The sequence below is a fragment of the Arthrobacter ramosus genome, assembly GCF_039535095.1.
Lineage (GTDB): Bacteria > Actinomycetota > Actinomycetes > Actinomycetales > Micrococcaceae > Arthrobacter > Arthrobacter ramosus.
This window is the reverse complement of sequence record NZ_BAAAWN010000001.1, coordinates 1431360-1454506: the sequence shown is the minus strand read 5'-3', so window position 1 is coordinate 1454506 and position 23147 is coordinate 1431360. Positions and strand designations below refer to the sequence as shown.

Sequence of the window (23147 nt, the reverse complement as noted above, 5' to 3'; positions counted from 1 at the left end):
GGTCTTGCCCTGCAGCATCCTGTCAGCCGAGTCTGGACGCTTCCTGAATCCGAGCCTAGCCGCCCAACGCGATTGCGGCGACCGCAGCGCAGGCGAGCGAGATGATGGACACGGCGCTTGCAAGCATCAAGACAGCCGACGCTTCTTCCGCGCCGTGGTGCAACTGATGTGACCTGACCCAGACAACGCAGCCCAGGACGATCGTCGCTGCGGCGGCAGTCAGGGCGCAGATGCCTTGGTAGTCGAGCCCCGGTATCCCGGTGGGCAGTTGCCCCGCGCCGGACTTGGCCGTCAACCACCTGCGCCAGATGAAGAGGTCCACCACCAGAAGCGAAATCAGGGTCCGGCGCCAAGCGAGCGTGGTGCGCTCCGGTTGCAGCCCCTGGTCCCTGGCGTCAACGGTCAACGCGCCACCAGGATCAGCACGGCAAAGGTGAAGGCTGCCACGGCAACCACGATGGTCATGAGCAGCATGACCCGTGAGAACGGCAGGGCCTGGTCGTTGCGCATGGCTGCCTCCATCTGCGCCCACCGCCGGTAGGCAAGGGTCGCGAGGCCCGCACCGATCATGGAAAGCACGACGCACAGGACAATGCGCACGGGCTGTGGCGCGATGTTCGGGGCAAGCTGATCGATGGCGACGGCACCAGCCAGCAGCGCCAACGACGTACGGATCCACGCAAGGAAAGTCCGCTCGTTTGCGAGGGAGAATCTGTAGTCCGGGGTCTTCCCGGTTTTCCGCCACGCGGGTTCACGCATCACTGCCTCCTGGTTCACGAGCCACCGTATCAGTGGGCAGGTGAAGGCCGGCGATGCAGCCACGGTAAATTACCACTATGAGTGCTGAACCGTCTCCCTCCGCCGCGCCATCCTTCGAGTCCCGGGTCCACGGCTGCCTCCTGGGAGGCGCCTTGGGCGATTCGCTCGGCTACGCCGTCGAGTTCGACGACGTAGCCACCATCCGTTCCCGCTTCGGCACCGCGGGCCTCACCTCTTTCGGCCAGCTCGACGGCGGCAGCCACTTTTCGGACGACACCCAGATGACGCTGTACACCGTCGACGGCCTCGTGGAAGCCCTCGAGTGGGCCAACGACGGCGTAGCGGCGGATGAAACGGCATGTCTATGGCTCGCCTACTTGCGATGGCTCGCTACCCAGGGCGTCGCTTTGCCGTCGTCGGCCCCCGTTCCCCAACCGCGTTGGATCGACAGCCAGGAGGTACTCCGGCACCGCAGGCATCCGGGCAAGGCGTGCCTGAGCGGACTCGCCACGGGCCAGATGGGGACCAAGTTTCGCCCCGTCAATCCGGAGTCCAAAGGCTGCGGCACGGTGATGCGGTCCGCTCCCTTTGGCCTGGTCCCGCATATTTCCGAAGCCACGGTCTACAAGCTGAGCACCGATGCCGCATCCTTGACCCACGGACACCCTTCGGCGCGGCAAAGCGCGGGTGCCTTCAGCGTGCTGGTGCACAAACTGACCGCGGGCTCGGATGTACGGACCGCCGCTGAGCATGCCCTGAGCGTGGTGTCAGCACTGCCGGATCCAGCTCCCGAGCTCCTGGACCGCCTCCGCCAGGCGCTGGAATTGTCTTCCGCCGGCACGTTGCTCAGCCCGGAAGAACTCACGGAGCAACTGGGCGAAGGCTGGGTCGCGGAGGAGGCACTCGCCGTCGGGCTGTATGCGGTGCTGGCGACCTCGGCGGCAGCCGAGGCACAGCGCGATCCGGCCGCCCATTTCCGCCAGGCCATAGCCGTGGCGCTGAACCACAGCGGTGACAGTGACTCCACCGCCTCGATCGCGGGCAACATCCTCGGGGCACTCCATGGGGAAGAGGCCCTGCCCTCGGAGTGGCTTGAAGCCCTCGAAGCTCCTGACGTCATCCGCGGGATGGCGCAGCGGCTGATCGCCGTCACAGTCGGCTAGGAAGCAAGCGGCTCAAAGCCTGCGAAGCGCGATGTTGTTGCACGCTTCGCAGACGCCCTCGGGGATGAGGCCGTGCCTCTGCAGGAATCCAAAAATGGCGCAGCCAAGGCAGAATCCCGCAAACGACTCAAGGGACGCCGCGACAATCAGCAAGGCGAGCAGGATCCAGGCACCTACAGCAAACCCGGCGAAGAACAGGACCACGGCCGCTGTGCTGAGCGCGGCACCGATTCCCTGTGCGAAACGCTTGGGCGGCCCCGGGACAAGTTTGGCGGGACCCACCCTGGGTGCCAGGACCTTGACGGATAGCAAGGCAAACGGCGAGATCCTCGGCCCGAACAATACCCGCAGCCAGAAGCCGGCCGCGATCAGCACGAGTCCCCAGCCAAGGCCGCTCACGAGGGTGGCCAGCGCCGCAAGAACCACCAGCCCTGCCGTGATCCTCGCGGCGTACTCATTGACCGGATTCGGGAAAGCGAAGACGGCGCGCCAACCCGTGGCTGCCGGAGTCGGCGTCCCTGCGGTGAATCCTGCAGTGTCAGCCTGTTTTCCCTGTGTCATGGCTCAAGGCTAGGAGCGCCGCGACACAACGGGAAGCTTTGTTGCTCCGTGTGAATTTTGGCGCGGCTAGCGCCCGCCAACCATCTGCAGGAACTCCCCCTCGGACAGAACTTCGATCTGCTGGCCGCGGCTGTGCAATTCCAGGACCCGCTTGGCTTTGCCCGTGAGGCGCCCGTTCCGGAGATCGCCGGCCACAAAGCCGTCGCCCACCACGAGCACCGTAGTCCTTCCGGTCACGCGGCTCTCCGGACGCGCGCCCATCTCCGCTGCCCGCTGTTTCGCTTCCGGCCGGGCAATCGCAAGCTCACCAGTGAAGACGACGGTCTGCCCGAACAAGGGGTGGCCCGGCTCCGCTGCGGGGTTGGGCGCCGGGTTGGTGCCTTCTTCCGGCCAATTGCTCCAGGCCCGTCCAAGCTGGCCGGGGCCATTCCCGACGCCGGGTCGGCCAGAGACCGCGTCGCGCCCTCCGCCGACGGTCGCGAGCGCAGCGAGGGTCTGCTTGGACAGGCCGTCTCCGGGCTGGAAGGCCTGCTGTTTGGGAATGGCCAGGCCGAGGGACAAGTAGAGCTCGGCGATGCTGTTGGCGTTATTCCGGTGCGCGATGTCCACCAGGATTCCGGCACAGGCCCGGGCGTCCTCGGCGGCGTCGTGATGGTTCACGAGTGGCACGCCCGCCTCCTCCGCGGCATAGGGCAAGGAATTGGATACCAGCGAGTAGCAGCGCCGGGACAACATCACCGTGCAGACGTACTCGTAGGCGGGGCCCGGCAGGCCGGAAACTTCGAGCCCGGAACGGATGACGCCGAGATCGAACGCCGCATTGTGGGCGGCAAGGATATCCCGGCCGATGAAAGCCCCGATTTCAGGGAAGAGTTCGCCAAAGCGTGGTGCGCCCGCGACGTCCTCGGCGCGGATGCCGTGGATCCGGGTGTTGTGGTACTCGAAGTGGTCATGGTTTTCCGGCGGCCGCATAAGCCAGGAGGCTTCCTCCACCACGACGCCGCCACGGACTTTGCTGAGGCCGACCGAGCACGGTGAACCCCTGAAGCCGTTCGCAGTTTCAAAGTCGATCGCCGTAAAGTCCAATGCCACTGGTCAAGGTTACAGGTGGAAAAGGGTCCCGCTAGCGCTGGTGATGGCCGCCACCTGCCACGGACCGGCTTTCAGACCTCGTCCGCCGTCTCCTGCAGCTTGGTCAACGCCTTCTTGGTTGCCCTTTGGGTCAGGACATGGATGACCGCCCCCGCGGCGCCCCGGCGAAGGCAAACAAGACCACGCCCGGTAAGGAGTCCTCCAGATTGCTCGCATCCTTAGGTGCGGGCTTCCCGGTGGACTTGCTCCAGACGGCCTCCAGGGCCTTGTTCGCCGCAATTCCGGCGCCCATGCCCACAACAAGCCCAAGTAGTTTGATCAGGACGTTCATCTCGTTCCTCCGATTGTGGCCAGACATGTGGTCCAGGTGCCTAACCACAAGATTATCAGCATGCTTATCTTCTCTTCCCCGATGAGGGCCGCGCCCGCAATGTCTCGCGCAGCACGTGTGGGACTTACCGGGTTCCCTTGGGTTTCGCCTCCCGCGGACCGGCGGGGTAACCGCCGCGGCGGCTGGCCAGGATGATTGCGAGCGCTGCCGCCGTCGGGACGGCCGCGGCCAACGGCACCCACAGGGCGCCGACAGTGGTCAGGGCCAGAGCGCCATATCCGGCGCCGACGGCGATGCCGAGTTGAATGGTCACCACGGTCAGGCCATTCGCGGCGTCTCTGTGCTCTCCGCCGGCGCGAAGGATTGCTGCCTGGTTGTAGATCCCTATGGCCCCAAAGGCGGTTCCCCAGATGGTCACCAATACGATTTCGCCCACCCATGTGCCGCCAAGCCGCGGCAAGAGGGCGAAGGCGAGCACGAGCAGGGCGACCGCGGAAAGCAGGGAACGCCGCGGATGGGAATCGGCAGTGAGGCCGGCGATCCAGATCCCCACGAGGCTGGCGGCCCCCACCGCGGACAGGGAAATGCTCGTGAAGGCATCCGGCAGTCCGGAGACGTGGAGGAACGGCGCGATGTAGGTGAAGAGGGTGAAGTGGCCCAAAAGCAAGAGCGGCCAGGCTGTGGCCACCGCGATCACGCCGGGCAGCTTCAGTGCTCCGCGGAGGGTCGGCGTCGTATTGCTGTCCTCGTCGGGGGCGGCGGGGAGCACCCAAACGGCCAGCAGAGCGAGAACCGCACCGACTCCGGCCAGGATAAGGAAAGAGGCGCGCCAGGTGAGCACCGAGCCCATGAGTGTGCCGATCGGAGCGCCGACCGCCAGAGCGATGCTGTTACCGCTGAAGACCATGGCCATTGCTTTTCCGACGGAGTGCGCTGGAACGATCCTGGCAACGTAGGGGGCCATGCTTGACCACAGCATCCCGTGGGCCACGCCCCCGAGGAGCCTTGCCGCAACCGCCAATCCGAGGCTCGGGCTGGACGCCAGCAGCACGTTGCTGAGTGCGAACGCGAGCACGGTGGCGATCAGCAACGCCTTGCGGGGGACTCGTCCCCCGAGCAGCCTGGACAAGGGAAGCGCCGTGAAGACGATGACTGCTGCATAGGCGGCCGTCAGGGAACCTACAGCCGATTCGTCAACTCCCAGGTCCCGGCTGATCTGGGGCAGCAGCCCGGACGGGAGGAGCTCGGTAGTGACGGCAGTGAAGCCTGCTGCTGCGAGGATCAGAAGACCTCCCCATGGAAACCCCGGGGCTGACTCAGCAGCGACCGTCGCCGGTGTGCTGGATATGGCTACGTCTCGCTTCAAAAGTTCTTCCTCGTCAATCATGTTCAGTTAGCTGCGGACGCAGAAGTTTTCGTCTCTTCTCTCCACGTCCACCACGCTACGCACGTCGGGCGACTCGTGGCAGTGTCTGTCAGACACCCCCAGCGGATGTCTCAAGGCCCGACGGCGGTTGTCCCGTACCCTTGAAGGGTGACCCTTTCTGCGATGAACGACTTTGCCGTATCCGCTTTGGTGGGTGCAGGACCGGTGCAGCCGCACATGTCCTCGCTCCTCCCCGACTGGTTGAACCCCCAGATCTTCCTGGCCGACCCCGCATTGGCACCATGGGTAGTCCTGCTCGTGTGCGGCATTGTGTTCGCCGAGACGGGACTCCTGGTGGGCTTCTTCCTGCCTGGCGACTCGATGCTCTTCACCGCAGGGCTCCTCGTCGCCACGGATACCATCAAGTTCAACATCTGGGCACTCGCAGCCCTCATCGTCGTGTCTGCGATCATCGGCAACCAGAGCGGCTACCTCATCGGTTCCAAAGCCGGACCGGCCATCTTCAACAAGCCTGATTCCAAGCTGTTCAAGCGGGAAAACGTCGAGAGCGCGCACGCCTTCTTCGAAAAGCACGGCGGCAAGGCCCTGATCCTGGCCCGCTTCGTTCCGATCATCCGCACTTTCGTTCCGGTGATTGTCGGCGTCGCGCAGATGGACAAGCGCCAGTTCTTCATTTTCAACGTCATCGGGGCCGTGCTCTGGGGCGGTGGCGTCACGTTGCTCGGCTACCTGCTCGGCGACAAGGTTCCGTGGGTCCGGGACAACCTCGACATCATCTTCGTGGTCATCGTGCTGCTCTCGGTGGTCCCCGTGGCCGTGGAGGTCATCCGCGGCTTGCTCGCCAAGCGCAAGGCCACTGACCGCGGCGCTGAACCCGCCGAAGAGTTCGTCGACGGACGCGAAGCCGGAAAGCACGGCGAGCGCTAAACGCACTGGCTTAAAGAAAGTGGCGCCCCGCAGTTCGTTTGCGGGGTGCCTCGTTCTTTAGCGCTTGACCGATATTGCCCCGCGGATCCCGGCGCCGGGGGGCCATGACCAGATCCAAGTCGACGGGAGTTCGACAATCTATGGACACCGTCGGATTCTGCTGGATCATTCTCTTCGACGAGGCCGCCGGTCCCGTGATTCCGCGGGCCTGGAATTTGTCCATTCGAATGATTGAGCAGAATCCGACCTCCGAGCGAAGACGATCCCGGGACGGACATGACGCGCCCGCGATTTACACCCGTTTTGTCGCCTAAGCCAGTTTCAGCGCAGGGCGTCCACGATGGCCGGGAGCAGCGCCCTGAACGCCTTGCCGCGGTGGCTGATGGCGTTCTTCTCCTCGGAACTCAGTTCGGCGCAACTGCGGTCAAGCCCCTCGGGCTGGAGCACGGGGTCGTAACCGAATCCACCCGCGCCGCGGGGTTCGCGCAAGAGGGTGCCTTCGAGCTGGCCGTACTCGACCACCTCGCGCGCCCCGCCGTCGACGGCGGCCGGTACAGCGAGTGCCGCCGCGCAGACAAACGCGGCTCCCCGGTGCGCGTCGGGGACGTCGGAGAGTTGCGCCAGCAAGAGCTGGAGGTTGGCGGCGTCGTCACCGTGCCGGCCGGCCCAGCGGGCCGAGAAGATGCCCGGAGCTCCGCCCAACACGTCCACGGCCAATCCCGAGTCATCGGCAATCGCCACCATTCCCGTGGCCTCAGCCACGGCCCGTGCTTTGAGCAGGGAGTTCTCGGCAAACGTCACGCCGGTCTCGGCAACATCGGGAGCTCCGGCCGCGGCCGCGTCAATCACTTGGGTATCGACGTCGAGTCCTGGCACCTGCCCCCGGAGGAGTTCCCTGAGTTCGCGCAGTTTTCCCTTGTTGTGGGTGGCAAGAACGAGCCGCGGCGCAGTGTCGATGCTCACGGGGCCTCGGCCAGGGTCTCGCGCTGGATTGCTGCCAACTCCCCCGTGCCGATGAGGGCAAGATCCAGCAAGGCATTCAGTTCATCGCGGTCGAAGGGGGCTCCTTCGGCGGTGCCCTGGACTTCCACGAACTTGCCGGAGCCCGTGACCACCACGTTCATGTCGGTTTCCGCGCGCACGTCCTCGACGTAGGGCAAGTCCAGCATCGGGATACCGTCGATGATTCCCACGGAGACGGCAGCAATGGTGTCGATCAGCGGCTGCGCGTTCTTGGCGATCATCTTGTTCTCGCGGGCGAAGCGGATCGCTTCGGCGAGCGCCACGTAGGCGCCGGTGATCGCGGCGGTGCGGGTGCCGCCGTCGGCCTGCAGGACGTCGCAGTCCAGGACGATAGTATTCTCGCCCAGGGCCTTGGTGTCGATAATGGAACGCAGCGAGCGGCCGATCAGGCGCGAAATTTCGTGGGTACGTCCGCCGATCCTGCCTTTGACGGACTCACGGTCGGAACGGGTGTTCGTGGCCCGCGGGAGCATGGCGTATTCGGCCGTGACCCAGCCCCGGCCTTCGCCTTTGAGCCAGCGCGGAACGCCCTCGGTCAGGGAAGCCGTGCACAGCACCCGGGTGTTGCCGAATTCGATCAGGGCCGAACCTTCGGCCTGCTTGGACCAGCCGCGGGTGATGCTGATGGGACGGAGTTGATCGGGCGTACGGCCGTCGGCACGGATGACGGGGACAGATGTGGCTTCGGAAGTCATACTGCAAGCTTAGCGATCCGGTGGCCCTCGCCGGACTACGCAGTTGGACTGAGCCGTCGGACTCCGGGTTCAGACGGTGTAGTGGACTCCGGCAACCGCGACGGCGACATCGCCGGCGAACTCGGGCCGGGCCTCGGCCATGACTTTGGTCTGCGATGTCCAGACCGGGATGTGGGTCAGCAGGAGGCGTCGGGCTCCGGCGGCTGTCGCTGCCTGGCCCGCGCGCTTGCCGGTCAAGTGCACATCCTTGATATCGTCGTCGCGCCCTTCTTCAAAGGCGGCCTCGCACAGGAAGAGATCGGCGTTGCGGGCGGCGTCCTCCAGGCCCTGGCACGAGTCGGTGTCTCCCGAGTACGTGAGGATCCTGCTCACCGCTTTGCCTTCCTTGTCCGGTTCGGTGACCTCGACTCGCAAGGCGTAGGCCTCCTCCACCGGGTGGTTCACGGCATACGGTGTCACGGTGAACGGTCCAAGCTGCACGGACTGGCTTTCGCTCCAGTTGCTGAAGTCGAATTCCTCATGCATTCCGGGGTCCAGCTCCAAGCCGTAGGCGGTGGCCATGCGGTCGGCTGTCGCGGCGGGACCCCAGACGGGGATCCTGTCCCGTCCCCAGCCGCCCGGCTTCCAGCGGACGGCCACATGCAGCCCGCAAAGGTCCATGCAATGGTCCGGGTGCAGGTGGGTCAGGAAGATGGCGTCGATGTCTTCGAGGTCCGTGTAGCGCTGGATGGCTCCAAGGGCACCGCTGCCGAGGTCCATGACGATCTTCCACTGGCGTTCACCGTCGTGCGCGGTCAGCAGATAGCACGACGCCGGAGAGCTCGGACCGGGGAAGGAGCCCGTGCAGCCAACAATGGTCAGTTTCACTGGATGCGGCCCCCGCGGGCCGCGCCGAATTCGTTCACAGTGAACGCTGCCGGATCAACGAAATTGGACGTCCTCGCATGATGGCCTCCCGCACGGGCGGCCTCCAACATTTCCGGGGTGATGCGGGCGAGGCTTCCGGTCGGGTATTGGGCAGCCACATGGTCCACGTGGCGTACGGACAGGACCTCCGGGCCGAGGAAACGGCGCGCCAGGGTTTCGAACTGGACGGGGTCGCCGGTGGCCATGAAGTCGTGCCGGGGCAGGCCGGGATCGGTCCGCTGGATCCCGTGGGTGGCCAAGGCGCGGTAAACGTCTTTGGCGGTCTCCTCGGCGCTCGACACGAGAGTGACGTCTTCCCCCATGACGAAGGAGATCACGCCGGTGAGCAAGGGATAGTGCGTGCAGCCCAGCACAACGGTGTCCACACCGGCGTCCCTGAGCGGTTCCAGGTATTCGTGGGCCGCGGCCAGCAGCTCGGGACCGGTGGTGATGCCGGCCTCCACGAAGCTCACGAATTCCGGACAGGCCACCGAGGTGATGGTCAGGTCCGGGGCAGCGGCAAAGGTGTCCTCGTAGGCGCGGGAACCTACTGTAGCCGACGTCCCGATCACGCCGATCCGGCCGGATCTCGTCGCGGACACCGCCCGGCGGACTGCGGGTTGGATGACCTCGATGACGGGAATCCCGTAGCGGGCCGTATAGCGTTCGCGGGCATCGCGCAAGACCGCGGCCGAGGCCGAGTTGCAGGCGATGGTCAGCAGCTTGACGCCGGAGTCCACGAGTTCGTCCATGACGCCGAGGGCATTGGCCCGGACTTCTGCGATGGGCAGCGGCCCGTACGGCCCGTTGGCGGTGTCCCCTACGTAGATGATTGACTCGTTGGGCAATTGGTCGATGATGGACCGTGCCACGGTGAGTCCGCCGACTCCGGAATCGAAGACACCGATGGGGCGCGATCCCAGCAAGGGGTTGTGTGCTTTGCTGTTCAGTGTTTCCGGCCTGCGCTGGGATTCCGGCGCCGCTGCGGCGCTCTCCCCATCCGATACCGCGTCCGATGCTGAGTTCATGATTCTTAGAGAATAAGCCAAGGCATGTGCCGCAGCCATGACATGTGGCGGGGGCCTCGTGTCTGTTTTGTCACACGGACGGCCAAAAGCCCCGGCAATTCCACTCAGGACTTCCGGTCCATCGAGGCCATCATGGCCTGGACCAACGATTCCTGGAGCCACGTGGTGAAGTTGTAGACGAGCGCCAGGTAGCTCTCTACGTCTTCGGCCTGGGACCAGTCCTGCATGGCGTGGACATGGTCCGCGTCCGCTTCGTCCCGGATATCGAGGCGCTCGGCCAGCACCAAACGAACATCATTGAGGGCCATGGACCAGAGCTTCGCCTCCTCCGGGGTGAGGACGAGCTCGTTTCGGTCCAGGCCCATCGCGGCGGCCCGGAGCGCGCCGATTTTTCCTTCCCGCAGCGAGCGCTCGGTGAGCTGGCGGAACTCGAGGGAGGCGGCGTCGTCGTTCTTCATGACGTTGGGCAAGAGCCGCAAAAGGGCGCGATCGGACGGTTCCTTGACGTTCATGTCCAGGCCGATCAGGGCCGTCAGGGGATCTTCGTTGCTGGACAGCTGCGGTTCCAGCATTGAAATGACATCGTCCAGGAGTCCGCGCAGGAGTTCGCGCTCGGCGGGCTCAAGGTAGCCGGTGATGCCCTTGAGTCCGTACTTGAAAGCCTTAGCCACGTGCGCCACCCTTGCGTCCCCGGCCGTCGCCGCTGCTGCTTGCCTTTTCAACCGTTGCCCACAAACCATAGCCGTGCATGGCAACCGCGTGCTGCTCCACTTGTTCCTTGCCTCCGTGCGCCACGATGGAACGGCCCTTCTTGTGGACCTCGAGCATGAGTTTGTTGGATTTGGCCTCGGAATAGCCGAAATAGCTCTGGAACACGTAGCTCACATAGCTCATGAGATTGACGGGATCATTCCAGACCACTAGGTTCCAAGGGATGTCAGCAGCGCTGAGGACGTCGGTGGACGAACGCTCCGAGATGTCCGTCCGTTCCTCTCCCTTTAAGCCTGCATCTGTCACTGTGCAGGTGGCTGTATAGGTGCCGGGGGCTGTGCCGGGGCCGACGGTAGTGGTCATCTGTCCATTCTAATGGTGATGGATGGGCGAGCTAATGGCGTTCGAGCGAAGCGAGACCTGGGAGCCGGTGGGTGGGCCCACGCCGGCGAGGGGCCCCGGTCGAGCGAAGCGAGACCTGGGAGCCGGTGGGTGGGCCCACGCCGGCGAGGGGCCCCGGTCGAGCGAAGCGAGACCTGGGAGCCGGTGGGTGGGCCCACGCCGGCGAGGGGCCCCGGTCGAGCGAAGCGAGACCTGGGAGCCGGTGGGTGGGCCCACGCCGGCGAGGGGCCCCGGTCGAGCGAAGCGAGACCTGGGAGCCGGTGGGTGGGCCCACGCCGGCGAGGGGCCCCGGTCGAGCGAAGCGAGACCTGGGAGCCGGTGGGGACTAGAGTGAATTCGTGAGTAGATCCGTCGCCTGGGACCACCCCCGCACGTCGTTGTACACCGATCACTATGAGCTGACCATGCTGGAAGCTGCCCTCCATTCGGGCGCGGCGCACCGGCGCTCCGTCTTCGAGGCCTTCGCCCGCCGCCTCCCTGACGGCCGCCGCTACGGCATCGTCGCCGGCACCGGCCGGCTGCTTGAGGGAATCAAGGACTTCCGTTTCGGCGACGCCGAGCTCGCGTTTCTCGATCAGCACAAAATAGTTGACAGGCAGACACTGGATTTCCTCGCCGACTACAGGTTTTCCGGCGACATCTGGGGCTATCCGGAGGGCGAGGCCTACTTCCCCGGCTCCCCGATCCTGATCGTCGAATCTACGTTCGCGGAAGCGTGCATCCTGGAAACGTACATCTTGTCGGTACTCAACCATGACACCGCGATTGCTTCGGCTGCCTCCCGGATGACCAGCGCGGCCGGCAACCGGCCGTGCATCGAGATGGGCTCCCGACGCACCCAGGAGGAATCCGCGACGGCGGCAGCCCGCGCCGCGGTCATCGCCGGTTTCGGCAGTACCTCCAACCTTGAGGCCGGCCGCCGTTACGGCATCAAGACCGTGGGCACGGCCGCCCACTCGTTCACGCTCCTGCACGACACCGAGCGCGAGGCCTTCGAAGCGCAGATCGCCGCCTTCGGACCGGGAACGACGCTCCTGGTGGACACGTACGACGTCGAGGTCGGGGTACGCACCGCGGTGGAACTCGCGGGTGACGGGCTCGGGGCAGTCCGCCTCGACTCCGGAGACCTCGTGGCCCAGGCCCAGTGGGTCCGCGAGTTGCTGGACAACCTCGGCAACACCAACACCCGGATCGTCGTCACCTCGGATCTCGATGAATACGCCATCGCGGCCCTGCAATCGGCGCCGGTGGATGTGTACGGCGTAGGTACCTCCCTGGTCACAGGATCGGGAGCCCCGACGGCCGGCATGGTCTACAAGCTCGTCAGCCGGACCAACGATGCCGGGGAATTCGTTCCCGTGGCGAAGGTAGCCAAAAACAAGGCAAGCGTGGGCGGCCGCAAATACGCCCTGCGCAAACTCAACGAACTCGGCATCGCCACCCAGGAGATCGTGGGCATCGGACACCGCCCGGAAGACGACGGCAACGACCGTCCGCTGCTCCAGCGGTTCATCAAAAACGGAGAACTGCTCCCGGGATGGACAGGACACGAGGGCGTGGTCCGGGCACAGGAACGCCATGCTGCGACCATGGCCGAACTCCCCCCGGTAGTCCGGAGGCTGCAGCGCGGCGAGCCGGCAATCCCCACCGTCTATGAGGAGGACTGAATGTCCCGCGCCCTGATTATCGTGGACGTCCAGAACGATTTCTGCGAGGGCGGGTCCCTCGCCGTGGACGGTGGCGCCGCCACGGCTGCCGCCATCAGCGAATACCTTGACGCGAACCACCAGCACTTCGACCACGTCGTGGCCACGCAGGACTGGCACGTGGACCCGGGCAGCCATTTTTCGGATACACCGGACTTCGTGGACAGTTGGCCGGCGCATTGCCGCGCCGGGAGCAAGGGCGCCGAACTCCACCGGGATCTCGACGCCGAGTACATCCAGGCCTACTTCCGCAAGGGGCAATACACCGCGGCCTATTCAGGGTTCGAAGGAGTCCTGGCGCCCGAAGACGAAGTTCCCATGGGCGAACTCGCGCCCGGCGCCGTCCCCTCCGTCGAGCTGGACGAGGACGCCCTCGGGCTCGACGACTGGCTGCAGAGCCACGGAGTGGAGGAAGTGGTGGTGGTGGGTATCGCCACGGACTACTGCGTCAAGGCCACCGCCCTGGACGCCGTGCAGGCGGGCTACTCCGTGACGGTGATCGGTGACCTCACCGCCGGAATCGCGGAAGATCTTGACGAGACCTACGCCGAGCTGGAAGAAAACGGCGTCGAACTGGGGCAGCGCTAAGGGCAGGAGCCCTGCCAAGCAGTTCTACTTCCTTCCGATGAACCAATCCTGGAGCTTGCGCAGCCGCGACTGCAATTGCTCCTCGTTTGCCTGCGCGACTGCCGGTCCGCCACACACCTCGCGCAACTTGTTGTGGACGACGCCGTGCGGGGTACCGGTGCGGGCCGACCAGGCCGCGACATTTTTGGCGAGCTCATTGCGCAGGTCCATCAGCATGCGGTGGTCCGGAACCGCGGGTGACGCGGCGGCAGCCAACGGAGATTGGCGCTTCTTCCTCGACTGCTGATCATGCTGCCGCTGCCGGAGCAACGTTCCCACCTGTTCGGCGTCGAGCAGCCCGGGGATTCCGAGGAAATCTAGTTCGTCCTCGGATCCGATATCGGCTCCCGTGCCGAATTCGCCGCCGTCGAACAGCACCCTGTCAAAGGACGCCTGCGAATCGAGGGCCTCGAATTTGCCTTTCTCCAGGGAGTCCGAGGCCTTCTCGTCGCGGTTGGCCTCGGCCATCAGGTTCTCTTCGGGGTTGAAGAGGCCGTCCGGGTCTTCCTTCTCGGGCCTGTCCAGCGCGTGGTCCCGCTCGGCTTCCATGGAGTTGGCCAAGGCCATGAGGGGCGGCACGGACGGCAAAAAGACCGACGCCGTTTCCCCACGTTTGCGGGCACGGACGAAGCGGCCCACGGCCTGGGCGAAGAACAGCGGCGTGGACGTGGACGTCGCGTAGACGCCCACCGAAAGCCGGGGGACGTCAACGCCTTCGGACACCATGCGGACGGCCACCATCCAGCGCTTGTCGCTGGCGGTGAACTCCTCGATTTTGTGCGAAGCCTTGGAATCATCAGACAGGATCACCGTGGGCGACTGACCCGTGATTTTCTTGAGCTGACCGGCATAGGCGCGGGCGTCGTCGTGATCCGTGGCAATCACCAGGCCGCCGGCGTCGGGCACGGTACGCCGCACCTCACCGAGGCGCTTGTCGGCGGCGGCAAGAACCGCGGGGATCCATTCGCCGCCGGGGTTCAGCGCGGTCCGCCATGCCTGGGAGGTGATGTCCTTGGTCACGGCAGCCTCGCCGAGGGACGCCGCCATTTCGTCTCCCGCGCTGGTGCGCCAACGCATCTGGCCCGAATACGCCATGAACAGCACGGGACGGACAACGTGGTCCCTCAAGGCATTGCCGTAACCGTAGGTGTAGTCCGCCTTCGAGCGGCGGATGCCATCGCGGTCTTCGGCGTATTCCACGAAAGGGATGGGTGATGTATCGGAACGGAAAGGCGTGCCCGTGAGGGCCAGGCGCCGCGCAGCGGGATCGAAGGCCTCGCGCAATCCGTCGCCCCAGGACAACGCTTCGCCACCGTGGTGGATTTCATCGAGGATGACCAGCGTGCGGGCGGCCTCGGTCTTGGCCCGGTGGAGCATGGGCTTGCTGGCCACTTGCGCATAGGTCACCGCAACGCCGACGAAGCCCCTGCCGTGCTGGCCGTCGGAATTCTTGAAGTTCGGATCGATGGCAATGCCCACCCTGGCGGCGGCGTCCGCCCACTGCCGTTTCAAGTGGTCGGTAGGAGCGACGATCGTCACTCGGTTCACGGTTCCGCTGTCGAGGAGTATCGATGCAATCCGCAGGGCGAAGGTGGTCTTGCCTGCGCCCGGCGTTGCCACGGCGAGAAAATCGCGCGGACTGGCGTTCAGGTACAGGTCCAGCGCTTCCTGCTGCCAGGCGCGCAGCTTGGGGGCGGTTCCCCAGGCTGCGCGTTCCGGATATGCGGGAGGCAGCGCGGGGCCGCCGAAGAGTGTTTCAGTCACGCGGATTCCCCTCGACCAGCAACCATTCCAAGCAAGGCCGCTGCAGCCAGCGAAACCCAAATAACCACAAAAAACACCAATCTGTTCCGGATGCGCCGAATCACGCAGGGCAGCAAACAGGCAGGGGAAAGCGCTCCCCCGCCTACTACCAGGAATTACCCGACTACTGGGGCTTACTCGCTACTTGGAGTTGCCCGAGCCGCCTTTGTCTCCGCCGTCGTTTCCGGGGCGAAGTCCTTCATAGATTTCTTTGCACTCGGGGCAGACCGGGAACTTCTGCGGGTCCCGGCCAGGGGTCCACACTTTGCCGCACAGAGCAATCACGGGTTCGCCTGTCAGTGCGGACTCCATGATCTTTTCCTTGCGGACATAGTGCGAGAAACGCTCCCGGTCACCGGGTTCCACTTCCTGGCGCACTTCTTCGCGCTCAATGGTTGAAGTGGAAGTTCCGGCTCCGGAAAGCTCGCGCATGGGATCGTTTTCGAATGGGTCCGGAGGCAGCGTCGTCATGCCATCCATCTTAGCCGCTGCAGCTTGGCGATCAGATGCACCGTGTCAGATGCTCTGCCATTTCGGCTTGTTGTCATAGGTGTGGCGATAGTAGTCGGCCAGCTTGAGCGAGGACGCCGCAGCCTCATCGATCAGGATGGTGGCGTGCTGGTGCATCTGCAGCACCGATGCCGCGCAGATGGCCGCCACCGGACCCTCGACAAAGTCCCTGACGGTCTGGGCTTTCTGCGCCCCCGTGGCAATCAGGACAACATGCCGGGCATCCATGATGGTTCCGAGCCCTTGGGTCACCACGTGGTGCGGGACGTCGTCGATGCTCTTGAAGAATCGCGCGTTGTCCTTGCGGGTCTGCTCGATCAGCGTCTTGATCCGGGTCCGCGAAGCGAGCGAGGAGCCGGGCTCGTTGAACCCGATGTGGCCGTCCGTGCCGACGCCAAGGATCTGCAGGTCAACGCCGCCGAGTGCCCGCATGGAGTCCTCGTACGCTTGGCAGGCCGCAGGAAGGTCGGCCGCGGTACCGTCCGGGCTGTGGACATTGGCGGGGTCGATATTGACCCGGTCCGTGAATTCACGGCGGATGACTTCACGGTACGACTCCGGATGCCCAGGTTCGAGACCGACGTATTCATCAAGGGCGAAGGCGTGTGCCTGGCTGAAATCGAGACCTCTTTCCTGATGGCGGCGCGTCAGTTCGTCATAGACAGGGAGCGGAGATGACCCTGTGGCCAGGCCCAGGACGGCGTTCGGCTTTCGGAGGAGCAGCGCCTCAATGGCATCCGCGGCAAGCGCCCCGATCTGCTTGCTTCCCGGAAGGATGACAACTTCCATCGTCCACGACCTTTCTAGCTGTGTTTCCCGGATCGACTGATTCAAACTCGAGGTTATCCCATGTCCCATAACTTGTCATTGTTGCTCATGGAATCAACGGTTGACGCTCAATTGCGCGAAAAGCTCCGGCCCGCGCCGGTCAAGCCAGCGTCCGCCGATCCGGACACCCGACACGAACAAGGCCACCCCAAGAACCGTACCAATTGCGAGATTGATCCATCCCCACAGCGGATCGCCCGTGACCGACTGGACAATCACCATGACAAGTTCAGGAAGGACCAGGAGGAACAGAACCGCCATTCCCCCGAACTGGACCGCCAGCGTCTGGGCAACGTTTCCCGGCGGTTTCTTGAAAGGGCTGTCACCGGGCAGCGGCACGCTGGACGTGTACCGCGCCGACACGATGGAGGCCAAGCCCAGGCCTGTGAACAGCACGCCCAGGGAAAGACCCAGGACACCGGGCAACCAGCCCCATTCTCCCGTCAGGAAAAAGGGCCCGACGGCGAAGATCAACACCACCGGGAGGGCGAATACCAGGCAGGCCAAGGCCCTGCCGAGCCGGTCATGGATGCCGCGGACCGCGGTGGCCAGATGCAAGGCAAATGCGGTGTTGTCGTAGGAAACATCCGCGGCAATGGACCATGCGAGGACAAAGGCAGCCATTGGCCCCAGAATCACCAGCATGGAGTAGCTTCCGGACTGCCCGGACTGGAACAGGAAAATCACGGGCAACAACGGGACCACGATCAGCGAGGCTGCGTAGCGCGGATCGCGGATCCAGTAGCTGAGGGCCCGTGCGGCAATGGCCCCGGTGGGAGTTGCCGGCAGCAATCCGAACAAGCCAAGTTTCCCGCCGCGTTTTCTCGATCCACCGGAATATGGCGGAGTGACCAGCGCCCGCTTGAGCAGCGCATTCCAGGCGGCAAACAACACGAGGAGAGTGGCGAGGGCGATCAACGACTTCAGGCCTGCGGCAGCAACATCTCCGGACGCCAGATCGCCGCCAAGCGACCAGGAAGCTCCGAGCGGAGTCCAGGAGACCGTCCGGGCAAGTTCGGGGAGATAGCCGGTGGAACCGGACACTCCCCTGAAGACGCCGGCCACGATCGGTCCCATCAGCACGAGCGGCACAAAGACCACAATGCTGCTCACATCCTTGAAACGGCGGGAGGCTGCGAGGCTGGCGGTCGCCGTCGTGATGACTTTCGACAAGACCACGCAGCTGAGCGCTCCCAGCACGGCACCCAGCAGGGCTCCGAGCACCGCCGGCACGCTACGCCACCATGTTGCCGCGGTGAATAACGCCACGAGCATCGTGGACAAGCCCGGCACTCCGATGAATCCGGCGAGGGCAAGCCCGGTCAGCAGTTGGCGCATGGGGATCGCCGACGTCGTGAAGCGGGAAGGGTCAAGCGTCATGTCCGCGGCCGAGGCCATCAAGGGCACCACAGCCCAGGCCAGGATCGCGGCGGCGCCACCGAGGACGACGGCGGTGTGGGCCGTCTCGGGGTCGGCCCACCGCAGGGCGATGAGAGTCCCTACGAGGGTCGCGACGACTCCCAGCGCATAGAGCCCACCGATCGCGATTCCCACAAGCTGGCCCGGGCTGCGTCGGAAGCCGTTCAGCAGGAGCCGCCACTTCAGGCTCAGGAGGTGCGCAACCATTCGAGGCCTCCCGCCTGGTTTCCGCCGCCCACCAGCTGCACAAAACGGTCCTCGAGCGTGGCGCCGTCGCGGACCTCGTCGACGGTTCCGGCGGCGAGGACCCTGCCTGCAGCCACAACGGCCACGTGGTCGCACATGCGCTGCACGAGGTCCATGACGTGGCTCGAGACGATGACCGTCCCTCCCGAGCCCACGTAGTTGTCAAGAATTCCCCGGATGTTGGCTGCCGATACAGGATCCACGGACTCAAAGGGCTCGTCCAGCACGAGCAGCCTGGGGGCATGAATGAGCGCCGAGGCGAGGGCAATCTTCTTGGTCATGCCGGCGGAGTAGTCCACCACGAGGGTGCCGGCGTCGCCGCTCAGGTCGAGCGCGGCCATCAGCTCTCCCACCCTGTGGGCAACGACGTCCCTGTCCATGCCCCGAAGCAAGCCGGCGTAAGTGACGAGCTGTTCACCCGTCAAGCGGTCGAAGAGGCGGACGCCGTCGGGCAATATCCCCATCAGCTTCTTGGCGTCGAGCGGTTTCGCCCACACGTCCACGCCGTGGATGTAGGCCGTCCCGAAATCCGGCCGCAGGAGTCCGGTGGCCATGGACAACGTAGTGGTCTTGCCCGCCCCGTTGGGACCAACGACCCCGTAGAAGGAGCCAGCCGGGACATCCAGGCTGATGCCATCGACGGCGATCTTGCCGCCGAAGCGCTTCGCCAGTCCGCGCAGGGCCAAGGCAGGCACCGGGGAGGTGGGAGGGGAACCGGGAAGCTGGACAGTCATGCAGCCAGCCTAGCCCCGGCGACGCTTCCGGGGGTCGTCCCCGAGGGGGAACTACTGAGCCGCTTTCCGGAGCCGCCTCATCCCAAAGGACTAGCTCGCCAAAACGGTTCGCATCCGAAAGGAGCAGCTCTTAGAAGCTGTGCCGTGGAACCGCGCGCTGATACTGCGGCGCCCAATCCAAGGGGAAGCCGAGTTCGAAAGCCGCGCGAAGCCACCAGTGCGGATCGCGGAGGGCTGCCCGTGCCATGAATACGCCGTCGGCCTGGCCCGTGGCCACCGTGTGTTCGGCCTGTCCCGAGGATGTCAGGAAGCCGACTGCTCCGGTGGGAACCCCCGCTTCGCGCCGGATCTGTTCCGAGAATCCCGTCTGGTATCCAGGGCCGGCCTTGATCCGCTGGTGGGCCACTGCGCCTCCGCTGGAGACATCCACCAAGTCCACGCCGTGCTCGGACGCCGCCCGCGCGAGGCGCACGGAGGCGTCAATGTCTACGCCACCCTCGGCCCAATCACTGGCGGAAATCCGCAGCAACAAGGGCATCGAATCGGGGATGACAGCACGGACTGCGTCGATGACCTCAAGCATCAAGCGGTTTCGACCGGCCTCGCTGCCTCCCCAGGAATCGTCGCGCTTGTTGATCAGGGGGCTTTGGAATTCGTGCAGGAGGTAACCATGCGCGCCGTGGATCTCCACCGTGTCGAACCCGGCGTCCACCGCCCGTGAGGCTGCCGCCGCGAAATCCGAAATCACCGCGTGGATGTCCTCTTCGCTCATGGCAAGAGGACGTGCAAGCCCGGCAAACGCCTCGTTACCCGGACCCCGCGCAACCCACCCGCCGTCGGACTCCGCTACGGATCCGCTCTCTTCGGCGAAAGGCCAGTAGGTGGAAGCCTTGCGGCCGGCGTGCGCCAGTTGGACGCCGATCTTGCCGCCCACGGCACTGTTGCGGTGGACGAAGTCCACAATCCGCTCCCAAGCGCCCGCTTGCTCGTCCGTGTACAGTCCGGCGTCCCGCGGGCTGATCCTTCCCTCGGGGCTGACGGCCGAGGCCTCCGTGAGGATGAGGGCCGCGCCGCCCGTGGCAAACGCACCAAGATGCACCAGGTGCCAATCGTTGGGCACGCCGCCCCCGCCGTCGGGCGAGCAACTGTACTGGCACATCGGCGAAACCCAGCCACGATGCGGCAACGCCAACGAGCGCAATTGAAGCGGGCTGAACAACGCCGGCTGCGTCATTAGAAGAGGACCCGTGCCAGACCTTGCCGGGCCTTGGCCACACGTTGGTCCGAAATGCCGACGACGTCGAACAGTTCCAGCAGTCGCACGCGCGCCGTCTCACGCTCGGGACCGAAGTTGCGGCCAATGAACGCAATGATGCGGTTCAACGCGTCCTCGATGTGTCCACCCGAGATGTCGAGGTCGGCCACCGTGAGCTGTACTTCGATGTTGTCCGGCTCCTCCGCCGCCCGCTGGCGCACGGCTTCGGCTTCCGTTGCCGTCAGGAGCTCAAGCCTGCCCATCAGTTCCACCTGGGCCAGCCCGGCCTTCGCCTCGGCATCAGCCGGTTTCTCAGCGAGCGCCTGGCGGTAGGCGGTGGCCGCAGCGGCGTAATCTCCGGCTTCAATGGCATCGAAGGCTGCCTGGTGCAGCGGAGGCAAGGGACGGGCCTCCGCGCCAGCGGCGCCCGCGCCGATACTGCCCGTTACTCCGTTGGCTTCGGCCACCTTGAGGAGTTCATCGATGAGGGTGCGGATTTCCTGGTCCGAAGCGGGCCCCTCGAAGAGCGGCACGGGCTGGCCCTTCAGGACCGCGACAGCGGTGGGGATGGCCTGGACCTGGAATGCCTGCGCAAGCTGCGGGAACGCATCAACATCCGCGGCAGCCAGCACGACTTTGCCGGCGTAGCCTTCGACGACACCTTCGAGGCTATGGAGGAGGGTCGAAGCCTCCAAGGAGCGGTTGGACCACAAAAGGAAAAGGACCGGAATCTGCGCGGACAGCTGGACGAGGTCCTGGAAATTGGCCTCGGTGGCATCTACGCGAAGGGGTTGGCTGCTTCCGGGGCTTGCGCCGGATACAGCCGGGGCACCGCTCGGTGCCGCCGGCGCCGGGCGCCGCAATGCAGAGAGGTCGACGGCGCCGCGCAGGTTGAGCTGGCTGGCAGCGGCTGGAGGGACGGGACGGGATCCTGGCGAACTCATACCGTCCACTCTAGCCGCTGCTCCACCACCATTTGCCTACTGGAAGCTGGCCCCCACCAGACCGCGGACCGCGGCAACGAGCTTCATGGGAGCCGTCGAGCCTGCCGGTGGAATGTAAATAGCTACCGCCTCCGAGAAGGTCTGCACGAGGCCGACTTTCGTGGAATCCCCGCCCGCGAGCACGGCCGCGGCTTTGTCCACGGTCAGCGTGTCGCCATCGGCCTTGGGCTTGCTGGTGAAATCGAAGTTCAGCTTTCCCACCACCACGGCGCCGCCGTCGGACGTCCGGAACACTGCCGTATCCGCCGGAGAGGGCGTGTGCGTGAAGGTGAAATTGCCGTTGGCGCCGGACTTGACGGTGCTCGCCTGGTAGTCCAGGACATCGGCAATGTAGGGCGAATTGGTGCCTTCCACGAGCTTGTCCTTGAACGCCGAATCGGCCTTGGTCAAGCGATCGCCCAGGGCTGCCATCGCCTCGGTCCCGCTGTACTGCAGCCCGGACTTGTCACCGGCCGCCAACTGCGCGGTTCCGCCCAAGGGAATCGCGGGGAAGGACGTTCCGGGCTGAAGCGGGGAAGTGCTCTTCAGCTTGTAGTTCTCCCGCGGCGAGGCCTGCACGAGGGTCAGGACCTGGGGAACCACGTTGCCATCGCCTTGGGTCAAGGCGATCACGGTGCGTGGCCAGGTTCGCTGCGTGGAGATGACGCTGCCCAGCAATTTGCTGGACCGGACGGGCATCCGTGCCTCGTGCGTGGCAACCTGCGACCGGATCTTGTAGTTCTGTGTGCGGACCTGCAGCTCCGTGCCGTCAACCCTGGGGGCGAGTTTGGAGGCATCACGTGCTGCATCCCCGGCGGCCACTGCGCCTGCGACCTGGTCCAGGATGCGCTTGAGCTGCGCGTCCACCAAGACGGGGACGGTCTGCGCACCAGCGGTCCCCGCGGGGCTCGCCGTCGCGGATCCGGAGGGAGAAGGAGTCTCGGCCGCTTGGGCGCCTGCCGCGGTGCCGCCGGCGAGGGCCGTCACAACCGCTGCAGCTACAAGCGAAATACGAAGTGCTGGACCGCCGCTTTTGCCCTTGTTGGTGTCCTCGGCAGGTGCGTCCTCGCCGATGACGTCCTTGTCGGTTTCCTTGGCGGTGTCTTCGCCGGCGGTCTCCGGGTCGGTTTCCGTGTTCCCGCCGCCCCGCGGACCGTTCGGGCGGGAGCCCCGGCCCCTGGTGAACTTGCTGACGAACGGCAACGCCGCGCCCGCGACGATGAGGATCGCGCCAATGACAATGAGCGGGACCGCCCACGGCATGGTGGCATCGTTGGCGAACGTTATGGAGACCGACGACGGCGCCGGCTTGGTTCCGTCGCTAGCCACGAGGAGCGACCAGTTGCCACTCGCGGGCGGGGTGAAGGTGTAGTCCAGCTGTCCGCTGGCGTTCTCCGTTTGCACCCACAGATCCGATCCGGCGGGCGACGGAGCGCTTGCTTCGCCATCGGTGCCGGCAACCTGCAGGGACTTGCCGTCCTCGGAGACGCCGATGATGCTGTTGTGCGCGGTCTTGCCTACCCACGCATCGACGTCATCCGGACGTCCGACAGCCAACACGAACTTGCCATCGCCCTTGATGCTGATTTGCCTGGGGCCACCCTTGTGGGCCAACACGTCTTGGGTGATCACGGTCAGCGGAGCGGCTTTGGAGTCGCCGGGGGCGGACGCGGTTACGGTCTCGGCCGGGGCCCAAAAGGTCAGCTGGCCAATGCCGGCCAACAGTGTCAGCAGGCCAAGCAGCACCAGCGAAACTGCAGTCTTCAATCGCACAGGAATACCAATCATCAGCGGTCGTTGAACTTCAAGGGTAACGGTTTTGTTACCAAGGAGTCAGTTCGGGGCCCTCCCGAAGGGCTTCCCGCCGCACGGCTCAACCCCTAGAATTCGCCAATTCCGGCCTGCTGATAGTGTGGCGAACAACATGACATCGGGCACTCCTGGAGCCTGACCGCGGAACGAAAAGGCAGCTGAAGCACGTGAAAGAGCGCAAGGATCCCACCCCCGCCGAACAAGGATCGGGGATCAGCCCGGATGGCTTGGCTGATGGG

At 65.1% G+C, this 23147-nt stretch carries 24 protein-coding genes; 4 read left to right on the top strand and 20 right to left on the bottom strand.

Annotated features, from left to right (window positions below; translation table 11 throughout):
* Window positions 1-55: 55 nt before the first annotated feature.
* Both ABD742_RS06850 and ABD742_RS06845 read right to left on the bottom strand, forming a co-directional pair.
* Window positions 56-406, bottom strand: a complete 351-nt coding sequence (locus ABD742_RS06850) for a DUF202 domain-containing protein (RefSeq protein WP_234747761.1) — start codon at window positions 404-406, stop codon at window positions 56-58.
* Complete coding sequence (locus ABD742_RS06845; protein ID WP_059387628.1) at window positions 403-759, bottom strand: YidH family protein; 357 nt, start codon at window positions 757-759, stop codon at window positions 403-405. Before ABD742_RS06845 ends, ABD742_RS06850 begins: the two co-directional genes overlap by 4 nt.
* A 77-nt stretch (window positions 760-836) precedes the next feature.
* Here ABD742_RS06845 and ABD742_RS06840 point away from each other — a divergent pair, with 77 nt between their 5' ends.
* Entirely contained in the window at window positions 837-1922 is a 1086-nt protein-coding gene (locus ABD742_RS06840) for an ADP-ribosylglycohydrolase family protein (RefSeq protein ID WP_234747764.1), read from the top strand.
* Window positions 1923-1934: 12 nt separating this feature from the next.
* On the opposite strand, the gene ABD742_RS06835 is transcribed toward ABD742_RS06840, so the two are convergent.
* The 4 genes from ABD742_RS06835 to ABD742_RS06820 form a co-directional block, all read right to left on the bottom strand.
* The gene (locus tag ABD742_RS06835; RefSeq protein WP_234747767.1) at window positions 1935-2483 is read right to left on the bottom strand and encodes a DUF4395 domain-containing protein; all 549 of its coding nucleotides are present in this window, start codon (window positions 2481-2483) and stop codon (window positions 1935-1937) included.
* Between the two features lie 66 nt (window positions 2484-2549).
* Complete coding sequence (locus ABD742_RS06830; RefSeq protein WP_234747780.1) at window positions 2550-3575, bottom strand: 3'-5' exonuclease; 1026 nt, start codon at window positions 3573-3575, stop codon at window positions 2550-2552.
* Window positions 3576-3705: 130 nt separating this feature from the next.
* Complete coding sequence (locus ABD742_RS06825) at window positions 3706-3906, bottom strand: DUF4235 domain-containing protein (protein ID WP_344787500.1); 201 nt, start codon at window positions 3904-3906, stop codon at window positions 3706-3708.
* Window positions 3907-4030: 124 nt separating this feature from the next.
* Window positions 4031-5254 carry an MFS transporter gene (locus tag ABD742_RS06820; protein ID WP_234748622.1) on the bottom strand — a complete coding sequence of 408 codons (1224 nt, stop codon included), beginning with the start codon at window positions 5252-5254 and terminating at the stop codon, window positions 4031-4033.
* A gap of 201 nt (window positions 5255-5455) precedes the next feature.
* Here ABD742_RS06820 and ABD742_RS06815 point away from each other — a divergent pair, with 201 nt between their 5' ends.
* Window positions 5456-6220 carry a VTT domain-containing protein gene (locus ABD742_RS06815; RefSeq protein ID WP_234748623.1) on the top strand — a complete coding sequence of 255 codons (765 nt, stop codon included), beginning with the start codon at window positions 5456-5458 and terminating at the stop codon, window positions 6218-6220.
* Window positions 6221-6541: 321 nt separating this feature from the next.
* Here ABD742_RS06815 and rdgB read toward each other — a convergent pair whose 3' ends face one another.
* The 6 genes from rdgB to clpS all read right to left on the bottom strand — a co-directional run bounded on the left by rdgB (window position 6542) and on the right by clpS (window position 10946).
* Window positions 6542-7183, bottom strand: a complete 642-nt coding sequence (gene rdgB, locus ABD742_RS06810; RefSeq protein ID WP_234747786.1) for an RdgB/HAM1 family non-canonical purine NTP pyrophosphatase — start codon at window positions 7181-7183, stop codon at window positions 6542-6544.
* Window positions 7180-7938 carry a ribonuclease PH gene (gene rph / locus ABD742_RS06805; RefSeq protein ID WP_078108499.1) on the bottom strand — a complete coding sequence of 253 codons (759 nt, stop codon included), beginning with the start codon at window positions 7936-7938 and terminating at the stop codon, window positions 7180-7182. Before rph ends, rdgB begins: the two co-directional genes overlap by 4 nt.
* A 69-nt stretch (window positions 7939-8007) precedes the next feature.
* A complete protein-coding gene (locus ABD742_RS06800; protein WP_234747789.1) occupies window positions 8008-8805 on the bottom strand; it encodes an MBL fold metallo-hydrolase in 798 nt (265 codons plus the stop codon).
* On the bottom strand, window positions 8802-9872 hold the full coding sequence (gene murI / locus ABD742_RS06795) for a glutamate racemase (protein ID WP_234747791.1): 1071 nt from the start codon (window positions 9870-9872) through the stop codon (window positions 8802-8804). The genes ABD742_RS06800 and murI overlap by 4 nt, the downstream gene beginning before the upstream one ends.
* A gap of 104 nt (window positions 9873-9976) precedes the next feature.
* Window positions 9977-10543: a DUF2017 domain-containing protein gene (locus ABD742_RS06790; RefSeq protein WP_234747793.1), complete on the bottom strand. Its 567-nt coding sequence runs from the start codon at window positions 10541-10543 to the stop codon at window positions 9977-9979.
* On the bottom strand, window positions 10536-10946 hold the full coding sequence (clpS, locus tag ABD742_RS06785; protein WP_234747795.1) for an ATP-dependent Clp protease adapter ClpS: 411 nt from the start codon (window positions 10944-10946) through the stop codon (window positions 10536-10538). Before clpS ends, ABD742_RS06790 begins: the two co-directional genes overlap by 8 nt.
* Before the next feature lie 377 nt (window positions 10947-11323).
* Between clpS and ABD742_RS06780 the strand changes: the two genes are divergently transcribed.
* Window positions 11324-12652, top strand: a complete 1329-nt coding sequence (locus ABD742_RS06780; RefSeq protein WP_234747809.1) for a nicotinate phosphoribosyltransferase — start codon at window positions 11324-11326, stop codon at window positions 12650-12652.
* Window positions 12653-13279, top strand: a complete 627-nt coding sequence (locus ABD742_RS06775; RefSeq protein ID WP_234747812.1) for an isochorismatase family protein — start codon at window positions 12653-12655, stop codon at window positions 13277-13279.
* A gap of 24 nt (window positions 13280-13303) precedes the next feature.
* On the opposite strand, the gene ABD742_RS06770 is transcribed toward ABD742_RS06775, so the two are convergent.
* The 8 genes from ABD742_RS06770 to ABD742_RS06735 all read right to left on the bottom strand — a co-directional run bounded on the left by ABD742_RS06770 (window position 13304) and on the right by ABD742_RS06735 (window position 22884).
* A complete protein-coding gene (locus ABD742_RS06770) occupies window positions 13304-15082 on the bottom strand; it encodes a DEAD/DEAH box helicase (RefSeq protein ID WP_234747815.1) in 1779 nt (592 codons plus the stop codon).
* Between the two features lie 180 nt (window positions 15083-15262).
* Entirely contained in the window at window positions 15263-15601 is a 339-nt protein-coding gene (locus tag ABD742_RS06765; protein WP_234747818.1) for a DUF3039 domain-containing protein, read from the bottom strand.
* 36 nt (window positions 15602-15637) lie between these two features.
* Window positions 15638-16420, bottom strand: a complete 783-nt coding sequence (gene nagB / locus ABD742_RS06760) for a glucosamine-6-phosphate deaminase (protein WP_234747821.1) — start codon at window positions 16418-16420, stop codon at window positions 15638-15640.
* Between the two features lie 93 nt (window positions 16421-16513).
* The gene (locus tag ABD742_RS06755; protein ID WP_234747824.1) at window positions 16514-18085 is read right to left on the bottom strand and encodes an ABC transporter permease family protein; all 1572 of its coding nucleotides are present in this window, start codon (window positions 18083-18085) and stop codon (window positions 16514-16516) included.
* On the bottom strand, window positions 18067-18858 hold the full coding sequence (locus tag ABD742_RS06750; RefSeq protein ID WP_234747826.1) for an ABC transporter ATP-binding protein: 792 nt from the start codon (window positions 18856-18858) through the stop codon (window positions 18067-18069). Before ABD742_RS06750 ends, ABD742_RS06755 begins: the two co-directional genes overlap by 19 nt.
* A gap of 130 nt (window positions 18859-18988) precedes the next feature.
* A complete protein-coding gene (locus ABD742_RS06745; RefSeq protein WP_234747829.1) occupies window positions 18989-20092 on the bottom strand; it encodes an NADH:flavin oxidoreductase/NADH oxidase in 1104 nt (367 codons plus the stop codon).
* The gene (locus tag ABD742_RS06740) at window positions 20092-21057 is read right to left on the bottom strand and encodes a tetratricopeptide repeat protein (protein WP_234747832.1); all 966 of its coding nucleotides are present in this window, start codon (window positions 21055-21057) and stop codon (window positions 20092-20094) included. Before ABD742_RS06740 ends, ABD742_RS06745 begins: the two co-directional genes overlap by 1 nt.
* A gap of 36 nt (window positions 21058-21093) precedes the next feature.
* Window positions 21094-22884: a DUF8094 domain-containing protein gene (locus tag ABD742_RS06735; protein WP_234747835.1), complete on the bottom strand. Its 1791-nt coding sequence runs from the start codon at window positions 22882-22884 to the stop codon at window positions 21094-21096.
* Window positions 22885-23147 lie beyond the last annotated feature (263 nt).